At 70.0% G+C, this 15,122-nt stretch carries 11 protein-coding genes; 8 read left to right on the top strand and 3 right to left on the bottom strand.

What is annotated here, in order from left to right:
• Positions 1-25: 25 nt before the first annotated feature.
• Positions 26-1,012: an alpha/beta hydrolase gene (locus ACFC96_RS34410; RefSeq protein ID WP_376615878.1), complete on the bottom strand. Its 987-nt coding sequence runs from the start codon at positions 1,010-1,012 to the stop codon at positions 26-28.
• A 667-nt stretch (positions 1,013-1,679) separates the two neighbouring features.
• Here ACFC96_RS34410 and ACFC96_RS34415 point away from each other — a divergent pair.
• The 8 genes from ACFC96_RS34415 to ACFC96_RS34450 all read left to right on the top strand — a co-directional run bounded on the left by ACFC96_RS34415 (position 1,680) and on the right by ACFC96_RS34450 (position 12,379).
• Positions 1,680-2,528, top strand: a complete 849-nt coding sequence (locus ACFC96_RS34415; protein ID WP_376615880.1) for an ABC transporter substrate-binding protein — start codon at positions 1,680-1,682, stop codon at positions 2,526-2,528.
• Between the two features lie 83 nt (positions 2,529-2,611).
• Positions 2,612-3,376: an amino acid ABC transporter permease gene (locus ACFC96_RS34420; RefSeq protein ID WP_340457015.1), complete on the top strand. Its 765-nt coding sequence runs from the start codon at positions 2,612-2,614 to the stop codon at positions 3,374-3,376.
• A gap of 57 nt (positions 3,377-3,433) precedes the next feature.
• Entirely contained in the window at positions 3,434-4,225 is a 792-nt protein-coding gene (locus ACFC96_RS34425) for an amino acid ABC transporter ATP-binding protein (RefSeq protein WP_376261174.1), read from the top strand.
• Between the two features lie 1,074 nt (positions 4,226-5,299).
• On the top strand, positions 5,300-6,163 hold the full coding sequence (locus tag ACFC96_RS34430; RefSeq protein WP_376615882.1) for an LLM class flavin-dependent oxidoreductase: 864 nt from the start codon (positions 5,300-5,302) through the stop codon (positions 6,161-6,163).
• A 215-nt stretch (positions 6,164-6,378) separates the two neighbouring features.
• Entirely contained in the window at positions 6,379-9,531 is a 3,153-nt protein-coding gene (locus ACFC96_RS34435) for a discoidin domain-containing protein (RefSeq protein ID WP_376615884.1), read from the top strand.
• Between the two features lie 611 nt (positions 9,532-10,142).
• Positions 10,143-10,724, top strand: a complete 582-nt coding sequence (locus ACFC96_RS34440; protein WP_340456976.1) for a TMEM165/GDT1 family protein — start codon at positions 10,143-10,145, stop codon at positions 10,722-10,724.
• A gap of 133 nt (positions 10,725-10,857) precedes the next feature.
• Positions 10,858-11,316 carry a MerR family transcriptional regulator gene (locus ACFC96_RS34445; protein WP_376615886.1) on the top strand — a complete coding sequence of 153 codons (459 nt, stop codon included), beginning with the start codon at positions 10,858-10,860 and terminating at the stop codon, positions 11,314-11,316.
• Positions 11,317-11,341: 25 nt separating this feature from the next.
• Complete coding sequence (locus ACFC96_RS34450) at positions 11,342-12,379, top strand: SDR family oxidoreductase (protein WP_376615888.1); 1,038 nt, start codon at positions 11,342-11,344, stop codon at positions 12,377-12,379.
• Between the two features lie 86 nt (positions 12,380-12,465).
• On the opposite strand, the gene ACFC96_RS34455 is transcribed toward ACFC96_RS34450, so the two are convergent.
• Together ACFC96_RS34455 and ACFC96_RS34460 are read right to left on the bottom strand one after the other, a co-directional pair.
• Positions 12,466-13,671 (bottom strand): alkyl sulfatase dimerization domain-containing protein, encoded by a 1,206-nt coding sequence (locus tag ACFC96_RS34455; RefSeq protein ID WP_376615890.1) that lies wholly within the window; start codon positions 13,669-13,671, stop codon positions 12,466-12,468.
• A gap of 51 nt (positions 13,672-13,722) precedes the next feature.
• Entirely contained in the window at positions 13,723-15,075 is a 1,353-nt protein-coding gene (locus ACFC96_RS34460; protein WP_376615892.1) for a DUF1254 domain-containing protein, read from the bottom strand.
• Between the last annotated feature and the right edge of the window lie 47 nt (positions 15,076-15,122).

Genomic DNA, 15,122 nt, shown 5'->3' on the forward strand with positions numbered 1-15,122 from the left:
CGCCGGGAGGCGGCCGCGCGTCACCTCAGTTCGTGACCCGCAACGCCCCCAGCAGCATCGGCAGCGAGGCGTGCAGTTCTCGTTGCCAGTAGGGCCAGCTGTGGGTCCCCGGCCCGTAGAAGTGGGTCGTCACGCGCCGCGCACCCGTCTTCTCGAGTGCGCCCGCCAGAGCGTGGTTCTGCCGGTCGAAGTCCGCTTCGAGGGCGTTGGTGGCACCCGGCGGGTCCAGGGGACCGGCGGTCCCGTCGCCGCACGACAGATACACGGGAATCGTCTTGAGGCGCTTGGCCAGGTAGTACGGGTCATGGGCCGCCCACACATCCCGCTGCGCCACGGGGTCGCCCCAGACCCGGCGCGGATCGTCGCCCTGCCCCGCGAAGAACCCCATGATGCGGTTCACCGACTCGTCGTTCAGCAATGGGTGCACGGATCCGGAGTACGCCGCTGCCGCCTTGAACATGCCCGGGTGCCGGGCCGCGTACATCAGCGCGCCCTGCCCTCCCATGGACAGTCCGGCGACCACGCGGCGCGGGCCCGCTCCCCAGTCGCGTTCGAGGAGCCGGCGCAGCTCTTGGGTGTGAAACGTCTCCCAGGCGGGGTCACCGCCGTTCCCGTTGTTCCACCAGTCGCTGTACCAGCCGTTCCAGCCGGCCTCCGGCATCACCACGAGGACGTCACGCAGGCTGTCGATGCGTGCGACGTCGGTCCGGCTCGTCCACGACGTGTAGTCGCCGCAGCAGCCGTGCAGCAGCCACAGGGTGGGCCAGTGCCGGCCGCGGTCGTCCGGGTTCCAGCCGTCGGGCGTGAGCAGTCGGACGTTGACGGTCCGGCCGCCCAGAGCCGGGGAGCGTACGGACAGATCCACCTGACGGTCGGCGACCTGGGTGACGGCGACGACCTCGGCTCCGCGGGCGTCGGCGGCCACGGACGGTGCGTTCGGTGTCAGGGTGATCAGCAGGACGGCCAGGACGAGCAGGACACATCTGGCGCGGCGGATCATGGCGGCGGTCATGGCGGCTCCTGTCGGTGGGGTCATTTCCGGCCGGGGAGGACCAGCAGGGCGCCTCCGACCGGGCGTTCGCGGGTCGCGTCGGACCGGGCGTTGAGCACGGCCCCACCGACGACCACGGTGGTGGACCCGCCGCCGGTGACGCCCTGCTGGAGCTGCTGCGTGGTCCGCGTCTCGGTCAGGTCGGCAGGGCCGAGAGGGCAACGCGCCGGCCGGCCTCGGGACCGGCGCCGACGAGGCCGGAACCGCCAGGCGCCCCACGACGGCGAGGACGGACAACACGGCGCCCACGCCGAAGAGTCTGCTGTTCACGTGCCCCCCACAGGACGAAGAACGGCTCTCCCGTAACGGTGCTTGTGGTCGAGACCACTCGTCAAGGCATGTGCACGTCATCTCTGCCCACGACGCGGCCGGCGACCGAGCGCCCGGTCCATGGCGGCCTCCCGCGCACGACCCGGGCCCCTCAAGATCGAAAATGTGAAGGCTTCAGGAGTGGCTGGTGACAGCCCTGGACTTTCGTGTTCGCGCTGATGCAGGGTGTGCCCACCGCAGTCGCAGTTCCGCCTGGACCTGCCCCCAACGGCCCATGGTCACGACTGCGCGGGCGCCCGTCGGCGCCCGTCCCATTCCAGGTCAACTTCCCTCTGCCCAGGGAAAGTTGCATCTCTCCATGCCCAAGGGAAGTCCAGTGAGCACTCACGGAAGACTCGTCCGCCGCTCCACCCCGCTCGTGCTCGCCGCCGCGCTCACCCTGTCGGCCACCGCCTGCAGCAAGGAACAGGCCACCACGACGGCCGGCGGCGTGAAGCTGGTCAAATCAGGCCAGTTGACCACGTGTACGCATCTCCCGTACGCCCCGTTCCAATCGGAGAAGGGCAAGAAGATCGTCGGCTTCGACGTCGACCTGATCGATCTGGTCGCCGACGACCTCGGTCTGAAGCAGCAGATCGTGGACAAGTCCTTCGAGACGATCAAGACGGGTGCGGACCTCAACGCGGGGGTCTGCGACGTGGCTGCCGCGGGCATGACGATCACTCCCGAGCGCAAGCAGCACCTCGCCTTCTCGATCCCCTACTTCGACGCCGACCAGGCCCTGCTGGCCCGTAAGGGCGTCAAGGCGAAGTCGCTGGGCGCCATCAAGAGTGGCCAGATCAAGCTGGGATCGCAGTCGGCCACCACCGGCGAGGACACCGCGCACACCGCCGGCATCGACTCCAAGTCGTTCGAGAGCTCGGACGCCGAGCTGAACGGGCTGCGCACCGGCCAGGTCGACGTCGTCATCCAGGACTACCCGGTGGTCCAGAACTGGCTCAAGGACCCGGCCAACGCGGCGAAGTTCACCGTCACCGGCACGGTCCAGACGGGCGAGAAGTACGGCTTCGCCGTACGCAAGGGGGGCAATCCCAAGCTCCTCGCCGCCATCGACAAGGCCATCAAGAAGGCCAAGCAGGACGGCACGTACAAGAAGCTGTACGAGAAGTGGATCGGCCCGATGCCCGCGGAGGCCGTGTCCCAGTGACCTCCTCGCCCACTCCCGTCGCCGCGAAGGCCCCGGCCCAGGCGGCCACGCGCCCCCGCCTGTCCCCGCGTCGGCGGCGCCGTATGCTCCGTGGTGCGCAGTACGTCGTCCTGGCCGCCGCGGTGATCGCCGTCGCCGCACTGGCCGACTGGCACCAGTTGCAGCAGCAGTTCCTCGAACTCTCCGTGGCCAAGCGGATGTTCCCGGACCTGCTGACGGTGGCGCTCACCAACACGGTGGCGTACACCCTGTCGGGATTCGGCGTGGGCCTCGTGCTCGGGCTGATCGTCGCCCTCATGCGGCTTTCCTCGGTGGCCCCCTACCGCTGGCTCGCCTCTCTCTACATCGAGGTGTTCCGCGGGCTGCCCGCCCTGCTGATCTTCATCTTCATCGGGGTCGGCGTCCCCCTGGCGTTCCCCGGTCTCGCGATCCCTGGTGGAGCGTACGGGCAGGTCGCCGTGGCCCTCGGTCTCGTTGCCGCCGCGTACATGGCGGAGACCATCAGGGCCGGCATCCAGGCCGTTCCCCGCGGCCAGATGGAGGCCGCGCGGACGCTGGGCATGTCCCACGCGCGGGCCATGTGGTCGATCGTCATTCCACAGGCCTTCCGGATCATCGTGCCGCCACTCACCAACGAACTGGTCCTCCTCTTCAAGGACTCCTCACTGGTGCTGTTCCTCGGCGTCTCCCTGCAGACGCGTGAACTCACCAAGTTCGGACGGGACTTGGCCAGCGAGACCGCCAACACCACGCCCATCTTCGTGGCCGGTCTCTGCTACCTCCTGATCACCGTCCCGCTGGGCTACGTGGTGCGCCGCCTGGAGGCGGGCCACGCGAAGGCACGGTGAACGATGAGCGCCGCCAGCGAGCCCTCCGGCAGCATGAGAGAACACAAGGGGACGGGCATGACGAATGCCACCACCGACGACACGCCCACGCCGACCCGGGCGATCGAGATCCGCGCGCTCCACAAGTCCTTCGGTGACCTTCAGGTCCTGCGCGGCATCGACTTCACCGTCGACACGGGCGAAGTGGTGTGCGTCATCGGCCCTTCCGGGTCGGGCAAGTCGACGTTGCTGCGCTGCACCAACCTCCTCGAACAGCCCACCCAAGGCCATGTACTCATCGCCGGGACCGACATCACCGACCCGGATGTGCACATCGACCGGCTGCGCCGGCGGATCGGCATGGTCTTCCAGCAGTTCAACCTCTTCGCGCACCTGAGCGTGCTGGACAACCTGACGATCGCTCAGCGCCGGGTGCTGGGCCGCGACAAGGCCGAGGCGGACCAGGTGGCACGGCAGAACCTTGCCCGCGTCGGACTCGCGGACAAGGAGGACAGCTACCCCGCGCAGCTGTCGGGCGGCCAGCAGCAACGGGTGGCCATCGCCCGCGCCCTGTCGATGGGCCCCGAGCTGATGCTGTTCGACGAACCCACCAGCGCGCTCGACCCCGAACTGGTCGGAGACGTCCTCGCCGTCATGCGCGGCCTCGCGGACGACGGGATGACGATGATGGTCGTGACCCACGAGATGGGCTTCGCGCGCGAAGTGGCCGACCGTGTCGTCTTCATGGACGACGGCGTCATCGTCGAACAGGGAAGCCCCGACGAGGTCCTCGGTAACCCGCAACACCCACGCACCCGCGAGTTCCTGGCCCGAGTCCTGCGACCGGCGGACGCCGTCACGGAGTCCTGACGGGAGGTGACACCTCCCGGCCCCGGACCGCCTTCCCGACCCGCGACGCCCGGGAAGGCGGTCGGCATCCACCTCTCGCCGCCGCCCGGCGACGCGGGCATGATCCTCCGTCGGCTCGGACGGGTGCACCACCCCGCAGCCCCGCGCCGGCGCGACCGGCACGGGGCGGGCCCAGTCCTCCGTCGGAGCGGGCGCGCTGCCGGTCGGGCTCGATGCGCGCCGCAGGCCGCTCTGCGCGCCGGCGGCGAGACGGTACTCGGGGCTGTGGCTCCTGGCCCCCGTGGGCATCGTCTGGGCCCGGGTCTCGGTCACGTACAGCACCGTAAGCGGGGCCCGCCCCGAAGGCGTCCCACGGGAGGAGGGTCCCGGGCCCTCCGTCGCAGGTACTACACGCCCCCGCCGCGGCCAGGCGCCGTCACCACGCCAACTGGGTGATCCCGTCACGCCGTTCGCCGACTTCCTGGCGCGGCGCGGCTTCGCGGTCCCGCGTACCCCGCAGCGGACCGATCGCCTGCACGACGGCCAAGGCCGCCGCGCTCACCGCCTTCGGCAAGGAACTCACGGAAGGCCTCGGCCCGCCGGGTGTCCGGAGGAACACGGTCGCCCGCGGGCCGGTCCGAACCGCCCCGCGGGAAGCTCCAAGGGCTACGGAGCAGAACCCGCGGCATCCGTGGGCCTGCCGCACGCCGACCTCCTGGCCGGACTCCCCTCAGTGACCGGCATGCTCATCGTCCGGCTCATCGAACCCGGACGAGGTCGCAGCCCTCGTCACCTGCCTCAGCTCACCACGCGCCGCCGCAACCGCAGGCACCGGCCGCCTCATCGACGGCGGATCCGTCAACACCGCCTGAGGAGCTCGCACATGCGCCGCGGCGGATCACAGAACGGACGGCGTTTCCATCGTCGGATCAGGACTCCGGCGAAAGGTGACGGCCTCACTCTGCGGCCACGACATCCGGCGACCGCAACACCGCACAGGTGCAGCCACGACGGCGGCACCGCAGGGTACGGGTACTGAGCTGCCGGGACCTGAATCCGATTGCGCCTTCCCCTCCCGCTGCGCATCCTGCTGGGATGCGCTTCTCCGTCAACATCCCCAATTTCGGCGACTTCGCCGACCCGCGCAACGTCGCCACCGCTGCGGCCGCCGCCGAACAGGCGGGCTGGGACGGGCTCTTCGTGTGGGATCACGTTCTGCACCGACGGCACCAGGGGCGCCCCTTCGGGGACCCCTGGATGCTGCTGACCGCCGCCGCACTGGCCACCTCTCGGATCCGATTGGGCACCCTGCTGACGCCGGTCCCCCGATATCGGCCGCAGCAACTCGCCCGGCAGGTGGCCACCTTGGACCAGCTGAGCGGTGGCAGGGTGATCTTCGCCGCGGGGCTGGGCGGTCCGGTCGAGGACGAGTACCGCAGCTTCGGCGACGCCGCCGAGCCGCGCGTCCTCGCCGAGCGGCTGGACGAGGGACTGGATCTGGTGGGGCGCATGTGGTCCGGCGGGCGAGTGAACCACCACGGCCGGCACTACGAGGTCAGGGACGTGGCGATGCTGCCCGCCACCGTGCAGCAGCCCCGTCCCCCGGTCTGGGTCGGGGGGTTCTGGCCACGCCGTGCACCCATGCGGCGGGCAGCGCGTTGGGACGGCGCGGTGCCGCTGTTCGAGACCGCCCGGCATGGGATCGTGCCGGAGGTGGAGGAGGTACGGGAACTCATCGCCTATGTGCGCCATCAGCGTGGAAACGGCGACGGCCGCCCCTTCGAGTTCGTACTCGGCGGCGCCACACCCCCGGACGCGGCCAGGGCCAAGGACGTGATTGGCCCCCTGCACGACGCCGGCGCCACTTGGTGGGACGAACGACAGGTCCAGTCAGGCCCGGATCTGGATCGCCTGACCCCTGTTCTACGTCGCATCGAGGCTGGGCCGCCGGTGCTCTAGAGAGGCGCTGTCGACGGCGGAGTCGAGGGCGCGCTGCGCACCACGCTCATCAGAATCCCCCTATAGGTGATGTGCGAGTCGCGTTCCCGCCCCGGGCGCACACCACGCCTCCCCTCGCCCACCAGTGGATCCCACCCATTGACGGTCCGTGCGACAGACCGAAGAATGAGCGCCATCCCCCACCTGACAACGTTGTCTTGTGAAAGGTCCCGCACATGCCGCACCACCTCAAGCACATCGACCGCCGGAGATTCCTGCAACTCCTCGGCCTGTCGGGCGCCCTGGCCGCCCTGCCCTCCGTCGTCGGCGTGAACCCCGCCCAGGCAAGCGGTAGTTCCACCGCATCCGCCGACTCCGCCTCTTCCTCGGACGCGACAGCCGACACCTACCACCGCGTCCTGCTCCAGCACACCCACTGGTCCGAGACACAATGGGACGAGGCACGGGGCTACTACACGGACAAGGACTTCGGATTCGCCGTCGTCCTCGGCCATGCGGTGCTGCTCACCCACGGCACGTACGACAGCGGGTCGGCCGGCATCGACAGGGACACCCTCAAGGCGCGCACGCTCGCCACCATCCGGCACTTCGCGGCGTCGAACCGACTGACGGGCGGGACCCAATGGGGCCGCAAGCTGTTCTTCGACACGACGTTCCAGTCGTACTTCGTCCTTGCCGCGCGCTTGCTCTGGGACGACCTCGACAGCGCGACGCGCGCGCACATCGACACCATCGTTCGTGAACAGGCCGCCTACACGACGAAGCTGGGGACCGGCGACGACCCGGACTCGGGCGACTGGACGCCGAACGGCCTGCAGGGCGGCTATGTGGGCGACACGAAGCTGGAGGAGATGGGCCTGTACGCGCAGACCCTCGCCCCCGCCCTCGCCTGGGCGCCCGACGATGCGCGCCGCCCGGACTGGGAGTCCGCCTACGGCACCTGGTCGCGCAACGAGGCAGGGCTTCCGCCTGCCGACCTGGCGAATCCGGCGCTCGTCGACGGCGTCGCTGTCTCCCGCAACACGGCACGGAATCTGTACGACACGTTCATCGTCGAGAACCACGGTTCCTTCGGACCGCATTACCAGGAGGAGTTGTGGCGTACGTCGGGCCGCAACGCGGCGCACTTCCTGGCCGCCGGGCAGCCGTTGCCCCAGGTGCTCACGGCACAGCCCAACGCGCTGCCGCTGTGGCGCACCTTGCTGGGAGTGATGAGTGACGCCGGCGAGCCGTTGATGCCGATGGTGAACGACCGCGAGCATCTGTACGGCAGGGACGTGATCCCCCTCGCCTTCCTGGCCCAGGTGGCCGGTGACCGGGCGGCGGCACGGGCCGAGCAGGCGCTGGCCGAGCGGTTGGAGGCGTACCAGAAGTACCCGCCTGAGTACCGTCTGGCGAAGTTCTCCGGTGAGCCGAAATATGAGCCGGAGGCCCGGGCCGAGGTGGCGATCAGCTATCTGCTGCATGTGTGGGCGGCCGCGAACGGCCACCGGGTGCGCCCACTGTCCCAGGACGAGCTCTTCACCCAGGCGTCGGGGGTCGCGGACTTCGGCACGGGACCCGGCCTTGTCTCGCACCAGACACGGGCCGCGTGGGCGGGCGCTGTCAGCAAGTCGGGTTTCGTGAAGTTCGCTTGGCAGCCGGGCCACGACGACTGGCTGTTCAAGCTCAGCGGCGGTACGCCGATGTTCCTGCCCGCCACGACGGGCAAGGTCGGGCAGCGCACGGTCCGGCTGTACACGTCGCTGCGCGACGGCTTCGACGGAAGTGCGACCGTGTTGCGCCTTGACGCCGGTTACGCGGGCTTCACGACGCTGCCGACGGGTGGGGTCGTCTATGCGACCTCCGGAACGGCCGCCGGGGAGGGGCACCTCGAGGTGCACAACCTGACCATGCCGGGGATGGCGGGCCTCGACGGCGCACGTACGTACCGCTTCGAGGAGGGCGAGGTCTCCGTCCGGGCGCAGGATGCAGGTACGTCGGCCACGGCAGCGGCGCGCGTCGACGAGGTGGGCTTCTCGCGCACCACTGTGCGCCACATCCGGATGCTCGGGGTGCGACCCGATCCGGCATACGGCTACTCGCTGTACGCGTTCGAGGTGCGCGACGGTGCGGGCGGCTCCGACCTCGCGCGCGGCGGGACGGCCGCCACGTCCTCGTACGATCCGGGCAAGGGCCCGGACCTGGCTTTCGACGGCGACCCGGCGACGCGGTGGGCGGTCGCGAAGGCCGACCGCCCACGCGCCGACAGCTGGTTGGCCGTGGACCTGGGCGCCACGCACGAGGTCGACCGCGTCACGCTGCGCTGGGAAGCGGCGGCCGGGCGCGCCTACCTCCTCCAGGGTTCGGCCGACGGCGAGCACTGGGAGGACCTGGCGGCCTGGCCGGTTCCCGAGGTGAGCAGCAAGGGCGGCTGGCTCGACGTCGACGGGCGGGCCGGCCTGGTCGTGCGCGGTTCGGACCACCCGATCGCGGTGTACGGCGACACGATCCTGGCGGCCGACGGCCCGGCGGCGCCCGTGGTGGTCGAGGGGTATCCAGGCGTGTCGGCCAAGACGCTGCGCGCGCTCGCGCAGAAGGGCTCACCCACGACGGGGAACAAGGCGATCCGGGCGGCGTTCACGCAGGAGCACCTGAGCCTGTTCAACCTGTCGGGTGACGCGGTCACCACGACGGTGGACGTGCCGCAGTCCGGTGCAGGTCGTGTGGTGTTCCAGGGGGACCAGACGCTGACCGACAGGGGGACGTCCTACCAGGCCGAACTCCTCGCGGCCGAAGCCCTGTTGCTCCCGCCCCGGTTCACTCTCACTCCTGTGTCGGGCATGGGCCGACTGCCCACCGGGCTGCGCGTGCAGGTCACCGACGGAGCCACGGTGCGGCTGTCCGGCGCCGCCTGCCGTGTCCGGGTGGAGGGTCAGCAGCGCGGTGAGGTCGCTGTCGTGTCGCGGGGCCGTGAGACGACCGTCCGTCTGCGTGGCGCGACCGCCTTCCCCCTCGACGACCTCGCGCTCGGCCGCACCGTGTTCCCCACCAGTCCGCTGCCCGCGGGCATGTCGGACCCGGCCGCCGCGGTGGACGGCGATCCGGTGACGGCGTGGCGGCCCGGCCCCGACGGGCGCATGGTCGTCGATCTGGGCGCGCGACTGCAGGTGGGCTCGGTCGAGGTGGACTGGACGGTCGCCAGTGCGCCCGCTCTCGCGGTGGAGGTCAGCGACGACGGTGTCGACTACCGAAGCGCGGGCCGGGTCGACGGGCGCGGCAGCCACCGGGAGCTCACCCTCGACACGTCTGCGCGATACATCGCGGTGCAGGTCGACGGACGAGTGCCCGCAGATGCCCGGGTCGCACGGCTCTCCGTGCGACGCTGAGCCCGTAGGGGTCGCTCTTCGTGAGGGGCCCCGGCCGCGCAGGTGGCCGGGGCCTTCATCGTGCCGTGCGGCGCGGGCTTCGTTCAGCGCGACGCGGACCACGTCCTGTGTGACGCGCGCTTCGTGCCGCGCGGGACCTGCGGCGCGTGCCTCGACTCGCTGTGGCACACGCGTCCCCGTTGTCACTGTGGAACCTCTCTCAGGTGACGTGCAGTTGACTTCATCGGCAGTCATCGGCCCCTCCCTCACGGGAGTGCCGATGACCACGACACTCCAACTGCCGCTCGCCGGTGCCGTGGTGAGTGGACGCGGTCTGCTCAGCCGTCGCCGGTCCCCCGCCCGGCCACCACGCGGTCAGGACATCACCCGCTACTGTGGACCGCAGCGAAGGGGAGTAGTCCCGAAAACCGTCGGTCGACACGCTGGGTGCTCCAGAGCACCCCGGCCACCGGGCTCCCGCACACTGTGCGGGGGCGGACGAGACCTTCGGCCAAGGCATGATCCGGTCCCGTTGACGCGTGGGCCGTTCCATCGTGCCGGGCCGAGTGGTTCTCCCGTCGCCCCATGGGTGCCGATGAGCCGACGGCCCGGCCCCGGCAGAAAGCAAGGCAATGACCTTCGACCCCCTGGCGTTCCTCACCGCCTTCGGGCTGATCTTCCTCGCGGAACTCCCCGACAAGACCATGTTCGCCTCGCTGGCCATGGGCACCCGGATGCGTCCGCTGTATGTGTGGTTCGGCACCTCCACCGCCTTCGTCGTGCACGTCGCGATCGCCGTCGGCGCGGGCAGCCTGCTCAGCCTTCTGCCGGGCACGGCCGTCAAGCTGGTCTCCGCGGCCCTGTTCGCGTTCGGCGCCGTCGTGCTGCTGCGCGGCGGGGACGAGGACGACGAGGAAGGCGCCGCCACGACCGTCACCGGCTTCTGGCCCGTCTACACCACGGCCTTCATGGCCATCTTCATCAGCGAATGGGGCGACCTCACTCAGATCACCACCGCCAACCTCGCGGCCACCAACCCGTGGCTGCCCACCGCCCTCGGCTCGACGCTCGCGCTGATGTCGGTCTCCGCCCTCGCCCTTCTGGTCGGTCGTTTCATCGCCAAGCGGGTCCCTCTCAAGACCGTGCAGCGCATCGGTGCCGCGTGCATGGCCGGACTCGCCGTCTGGACGCTGATCGAGGCCTTCACCACCTGAAGCCGCGGCGTGAGCGCCTGGCGGACTCGAAGCCGGGCACTCAGCCTGTCCGTCTACGCCCGATCGCCCCACCCGTCGACGGTCCAGGGGCGCGCCTTGACTTCAAGCGCTTCAAGTATTGGAGGGTTGAGGCATGGCGATGACGTACAGGTCCGGCGCGGTCGACGACGCCACACCGCTCACGATCCAGCAGGTGTCGAGGCGTACCGGGCTCTCGGAGCCGACTCTGCGCTACTACGAGAAGATCGGTCTGATCGGCGCCGTGGGCCGCGACGAGAGCAGCGGTCACCGGCGCTACGGGCCGGCCGCCGTGGAGACCATCGAGGCGCTGAGCTGCCTGCGGTCGACGGGGATGAGCGTGCGGGACATGCGCGCCTACCTCGCGCATCTGGGCACCGGTGACGCTTCGCGCCTGCGTGAGCTGTTCCAGGACAACGCCGAACGCGTTGCCCAGGAGATCGAGCGCATGCGGATCCGGCTGCGCTATCTGCAGCTCAAGGCCGAGCTGTGGGCCGCGCGCGATCTCGGTGACACCGCGGCTGAGCAGCGCGCCGTCACCGAGATCACTCCCGTCATCGCCGACCTGCGTTGATGAGAGGGAAAGGCGGGCGTACGGCATGAACGACGATCTCGTTCTGGTGACAGGCGGCAGTGGCCATGTGGGGTCGCATGTGATCAAACAGTTGCTCGACGAGGGCTTCCGGGTCCGCACGACCGTCCGTTCGCCGGGTCGGGCCGACGAGGTGCGGGCCATGGTGAGCGCGCGTTCCGGGGGGCTGGAGTTCGCACAGGCGGATCTGACCGACGACGCGGGCTGGGCCGACGCCGTCGACGGATGCACATATGTCGCGCACGTCGCGTCGCCGTTCCCGCCCGCGCAGCCGGACGATCCCGACGAGCTCATCGTCCCCGCTCGCGACGGTGCCCTCCGTGTCCTGCGGGCGGCGCGGGACGCGGGAGTGAAGCGCACGGTGCTGACGTCGTCGTTCGCCGCTGTGGGCTACAGCCGAGAGTCCGGCGACGACTACGACGAGACGGACTGGACCGACCCCGCGGACGACAACACCCCCTACGTCCGGTCCAAGGCTCTCGCGGAACGGGCGGCATGGGACTTCGTCGAGACCGAGGGCGGCGGACTCGAACTCTCGGTGATCAACCCGAGCGGAATCTTCGGGCCGCTTCTCGGCCCGAATCCGTCCGCGTCCGTCGGGCTGGTCAAGGCGATGCTGGACGGCTCGATGCCCGTCGTGCCGCCGGTGTACTTCGGTGTGGTCGACGTGCGTGACGTGGCGGACCTGCATGTCCGGGCGCTGACCCACCCGGCCGCCGCCGGCGAACGGTTCCTCGCCTCCGACGGCCCCGCCGTCAGCCTCCTCCAGCTGGCCCGGATCCTCCGCGAGCACCTCGGCGAGGCGGCGGCGCTCGCCCCGACCCGTGAACTGACCCCCGACGAAGTGCGCGAGGCCGCTGTCGGCAATCCCGCGCTGCAGGACAGTGTCCGGCAGTTGGGCCGCATTCCCGTGCTCCGCACCGAGAAGGCCCGCACGGTGCTCGGCTGGGCGCCCCGCGACACGGCGACCACCGTCATCGACACGGCCCAGAGCCTCATTCGGCTCAGGCTCTGCGAAGGTGGAACGACCCGGCCGGGTCAGTAGACGGTCGGCCGGGTCAGGGCGGCTCAGCTCCGGCTCGGGCAAGGCGGCTCCGGCTCGGGCCGGAGGCGGGGAGGCATCCGCTCCGCTCAGTCGGCGGACCCGTAGCAGCTCCGCGACACGTAACTGGTGGCTTCTTCCTTGCGCAGCGCGCACAGGTCGGACTTGAGCTTGCGTGCCAGGACGACGTGGGCCTCGTCGCCGGGAGCCGTCGCGAGCAGGTCGATGACGTGAAGAGCCTCTTGCACCCGGCCTTCGTCGCGGAGGCGGACCGCGTGGTCGAGCACCGCCTGCTTGTCGGTGATGGCCTCGGCCCGTACGCCCGCTGCGACCGCGGGCCGGCAGGGGTGCAGGTGGGTGGGGTTGCCGTCCCACCATCCGGATTCCGATCGTGCGATGTCGCGCACGACGAAGTCGCGATGACCGTAGTTCTCCGCCATCCAGGGCACGTCGAACAGGTCGGCCGGATAGTCGATGTCGTGCACCACGTCGTCGACGGTCATGCCCTGGTTGAGCCGCTCGACCACCGCGCCGCGCAGCCAGCGCAACGCGGCCGCGGTGGAGGTCAGTTGCTCGACGGCGCCGTCGCGGATGACCGGACCGAACTCCGGGATGACGATCGCCGGGTCGAGCGCGGCCAGCTTGTCGAGGGTGTCCGCCCAGCGCACGGTGTCGCGCAGCGTGCGCATCGGGGTCCCGATGTTGGGGATGCCGTTGATCACGGCCGCGCTCGCGTAGAGGATCCGTTCCCCGGGCAGCCACACCGCGGTGACGTCGTCGGTCTCCGACGGTGACCACAACAGCCTGACGGTGCGGCCCGTGCCGCCGAGGGTGAGCGACTCGGCGTAGGTCTGGTCGGGGAAGGTCAGCGGGGGCGCGGTCGGAAAGTCCTCGAGGGGCCTGCGGAACTGGCGCGCGTTCAAGTGGTTCTGCAGGCCCGCGGTCTCCAGGTAACGGCGGTATCGGCGTACGACGTTCTCGTGGGCGATCACTGTCGGGCGGGTCTCACCGCGTTCCTCGGCGGCCTCCAGGAAGCCGGGCACCCCGTAGTTGTAGCCCAGGTGTCCGTGGCTGTAGACGATCCACCGGACCGGCTTGACGGTGTGCTTGCGCAGCCGGTCGAGTGCGGGGCGGACGAGCTGCGGGGCGGGCCCGGCGTCGACGACGAGGAGACCGTGTTCCGTCTCCACGGCGAGACTGTTGCCCTGCAGTCCGATGGTGAACACCCCCGGCGCTACGGTCTGCACCTCCCGCTGCCCCAGCAGGGGGTTGGTCTCGGCATTCGTGGTCAGCATGAACGAAGCTCCTCAAGTGTGCGGCCGGTCGTGGGAGTTCAGGGCGTGTCTTCAGCAACGCCGGATGGGCGGCAGGGCGTATGTGCCCTCCAACATCTCCTGACGGGGCTCGTAGAAGCGGAGGGTGAGTTCGAACCTCCCGGCCGGTGCGGGCAGCCAGTTCGAGGGGCCGTCGGCGGGCTCTGTGTGCTGGACGAGAATGTCCAGCGATCCGTCGCTTCCGTACGCGAGGCCGGGCGTCCTGTCGCCGAGCGCGTACCTGTTGATGTCGTTCTCGACGAGGAAGTTCTCCTCGTCGTAGACCGTGAGCGACCAGAACGCGTCCACGGGCGGAAGCCGGTCGGCGTCGAAGTGAAGCCGGTAGGTGTTGTCGCCGGTGAGCCGGATTCCGTCCGCGTCCAGGCGGGTACTGGCGTAGACGGCTTCCTCCGCGGTGAGCGCGCCGAGTCCGTGGCGGGCGATGATCGCGCGGAGAAGGTAATTCTGGCCGTAGGTGCCGATATCGAGGTCGTAGGACCATCCGCTCCCCTTGTCCCCGTCCTCCCCGCCCCGCCTCGATTCCCTGCATTCCAGGAGACGGTCGCCGAAGTGGACCGCCTGCTCGAGAGCGAGCCTGGTCACGCCGGTGGAATTCTGGCCGGGCCGGTGGTGCGGGCCGATCCCGACCGAGGCAAATCGCTCCAGGAGACCGGATTCCGAAGTCGGCGGCGGGTTGAGTGCGAGCGCGGCACCCAGCTCGTCGAAGAACGCGATGCCCGCGGCACCGATGTCGTGGGGCGAGTGCGCCGGCCCCGTCGACCACCGCTGCGCTCGGTCGCTCTCGCCGACCGGCGTGAGCCCGTACTGCGCCATGACGTCCGACGCCGCCCCGAGATCGTCCTCACCGTCGACGATCGTGCGTCCGAGCAGCCACACCGTGTCGGTCGGAGCCGTCAGGACGGGGACGCCGGGACGGTCGGAAGCCTGCCCGCTCCAGCCGGGCCCGACGACGAGATGGCGGCCGGCTTTCGTGCCCGTCGTGCGACTGCCCACATAGGCCCAGGTGTTGGTGTAGGCGTCCAGGAACTGAAAACTGTAATACCGCCCGTCGACCTCTGGAACCTCCAGGATCACCGGCCCCTGGGACAGGTCCAGCCAGGCCGTGGAGTAGAGGGTGTCGTTGTTGGGCTTGACGATTTCGCGATCACGCGGGGTCGCCAGTTTGGCGCGGTGGCGGAACTGGTTGACGGGTGAGCCGACCCGGCTGCTCCGCTGAGTGAAGAGCTGCTTGGTCCGCTCCATCAGGACCAGTGGATACCCCCACACGAATGCCTCGACGGCAATCGTGAAGGCGTCGGTCGCGCGTTCGGCGAATTTGGCCGTGTCATTCGACATGTTTGCCTTCTGGATGGTGTTTGCGCTCATGGTCGTTCCCTTTCTGATCGCGGCAGGGAGCTGTGCGTCGCGCAGCG

The organism is Streptomyces sp. NPDC055955 (genome assembly GCF_042270245.1).
Taxonomy (GTDB): Bacteria; Actinomycetota; Actinomycetes; order Streptomycetales; family Streptomycetaceae; genus Streptomyces.